The sequence below is a fragment of the Phytoactinopolyspora endophytica genome, from assembly GCF_004138495.1.
In the GTDB taxonomy this organism is placed as follows: Bacteria; Actinomycetota; Actinomycetes; order Jiangellales; family Jiangellaceae; genus Phytoactinopolyspora; species Phytoactinopolyspora endophytica.
The window spans coordinates 240,580-242,819 of the sequence record NZ_ML142858.1 but is presented as its reverse complement, the minus strand read 5'-3'; the positions used below and the strand labels follow the sequence as shown (position 1 = coordinate 242,819).

At 65.7% G+C, this 2,240-nt stretch carries 2 protein-coding genes; both read right to left on the bottom strand.

Annotation, left to right across the window (positions count from 1 at the left end; genetic code table 11):
- The coding region (locus ELR45_RS41145; protein WP_240759917.1) for a metallophosphoesterase family protein at positions 1 to 206 on the bottom strand (206 nt) is incomplete at its 3' end.
- Between the two features lie 159 nt (positions 207 to 365).
- Positions 366 to 2,021 carry a glycoside hydrolase family 99-like domain-containing protein gene (locus ELR45_RS20125; RefSeq protein WP_165367950.1) on the bottom strand — a complete coding sequence of 552 codons (1,656 nt, stop codon included), beginning with the start codon at positions 2,019 to 2,021 and terminating at the stop codon, positions 366 to 368.
- Positions 2,022 to 2,240 lie beyond the last annotated feature (219 nt).

The following is a 2,240-nucleotide window of genomic DNA, read 5'->3' as shown; positions in this document are numbered from 1 at the left end:
ACGAGCTCACGGTCCGCGTTTCCGCGCACCCAGACCACGCGGTTCCCGAGTGATACGAGCAGGTCAAGTGTCTCGACCGGCAGTGGACCCGCGGCGATGTCACCCGTCACCACGATGCACTCGGCCGCCGCGACGTCGGGCTCGGCCAGGACCGCCTCCAACGCAGGCAACGCGCCATGGATATCAGACAGGACAGCCACACTCATCAACACGACGCGATCATCACCGTCCGAGCCGCCCTCGGCAACCGGTGTTCACCTCAAGCGGACAGTCATCGACGCCCAGGGCCGTCCAGGCCCACGTCCCGGGAGCCTCAGCGACCCTCGGAAAGCCGCAGCCAGCCGCCGTTGCCCTCCCGGCGCCGTTCACGGAACCGCCGTGCAGCCTGATCCTCGGGTTAGGCTCAGCTCGTCACGGAGGATGTCGAGATAGGCACAGCCGTCGCGCTCGTTCGGCTCGATGGCGCCGCCCTCGTGCCACTCGTTCCACGCATACACGTAGAGCAGGTTGTCCACCTCCGGCGGACGGGTGGAGGCGTCCATGTCCGCTCTCGCGTTCCGCACCGCCTGCCTGAACCGGTCGAGGCTATGGTCCGGCATCCATCGGATCGCTTCGACGTCCGGCGTCTCGATCGGATACCGCGGGCGCTCGTCGAAGTTGGACAGCACACACCGGCCGTAGGCGCCGGGAGCGTTGCCATAGTAGGCACGCTGACCCTCCAGGTAGCTCCGATAGGAGCGCGTCTCGACGGCCGCACCGTCTGTGGTGCAGTAGGACGCGTCGCCTCCCGCAGCGGAGACCTGCTTGGGGTCGAAGCCGCCCTGGTTGATCATGACGTAGATGTCCTCGCCGAGACGCTGCTCCGCCGTCGCCCGGACGGTGGAGACGAAGCGAGCGACCTGCGCATTGGTACCGTCGCCCAGGCCACGCGCGTCACAGATGTTCAGGATCTTCCGACCGTCGTTGGTACGCAGGGTGTTCTCCTGTGAGAGGTACTTGTCCACCAGGACGTCCGCGATCGCGCCGTACTGCTCCACAGGGATGCTCGCCCCACCGAACGGATGCGCACAGAATCCGATCGTGAAATCGATCGTGTCCTTGTTCTCCGCGGCGAGGAAGGCGTCGAGCGCCGCGTCGGTCACCCGTTCCTGCTGGTTCTCGGTGTCCCAGTACCAATAGAAGTTGAAAAAGCTCAGCCCGGCCGAAGTCGCCTGATCGATGTGCATCTCCAGTGTCTCCGGATCGGAGTCGTCGTAATAACCGATGGACGGCTTCAGATGGGAGAAGTCCTCGTCCGGCCAGTTGTCGCCGGCGTGGCGGTGACCGTCGTAGAAGTCGCGGACGCCGCCCCACCAGTCGCCCTCACGCCCGTATACCTCTTCGGTGCGCTCGATGATCCTCTGGTGGCCGTCGATGTTGAACATGCCGAAGTACACCGCTCCGGCACGGACCCAGTTCTCATGCACGTATCCGACAGGTCCGTCAACGGTGTAGCCCGCGTTCTTCAGCTCGTCTGTACGCGACTCGAGCGCGAGCCGCCATTCTTTCCCGTTGGTGAACCGCCTCATCTCCACGAGACCCTCGCCGGGCTGGGAGTACAGGTACGCCGCGACGCCTTCGTACGCCCACCCTTGCGACACCAGCCGATCCCGTTCGGTGGACGACGCAGTGAACAGCCATTTCGATGCGCCCGCACTGGGCTTGAGCCGGTACATGGGCTTCGAGCCGGTGAACGGCTCACGGGGCAGGAAGCCGATCTGACCAGGGCTGCGGGTCATGCCATTCGCCGCCGCTCTCCGCGCCTCGGCGGCGTCCGCCGTGTATAGGCGGCCCTGGCCGCTCGCGGACACGAGCTCGACGAGCGGAAGCGGTTCGGCGCTCTCGCTCTGCTCACCGGTCGGTGACGCGACGCCGGGCGCGACGCCCGCCAGCGCCATCGCGGCGGCTGAGGCCAGAACGCTGCCGGCCGCGATGCCCCTGCTCAGCACACCGCGGCGTTGGCGCCGTCTCAACAGTCTCATGCGCATCGTCTTGGGATCGCCTTCCATGTCTGACGTCGTTCATTCATCGGCCGGTCAGCCACACCAGCCAGTGAGCAACGCTAGACACGGCCTCTTTCACGAGCCTTTCACCAGTGACATCAGAGTCGCGTGACACTGATGTCGCTACGCGTAACTACGGGAGAAGAGGCCGTGGAGACCGTCCACCACCCCAAAGGGGCTGACCGTCCGGGAGATTGG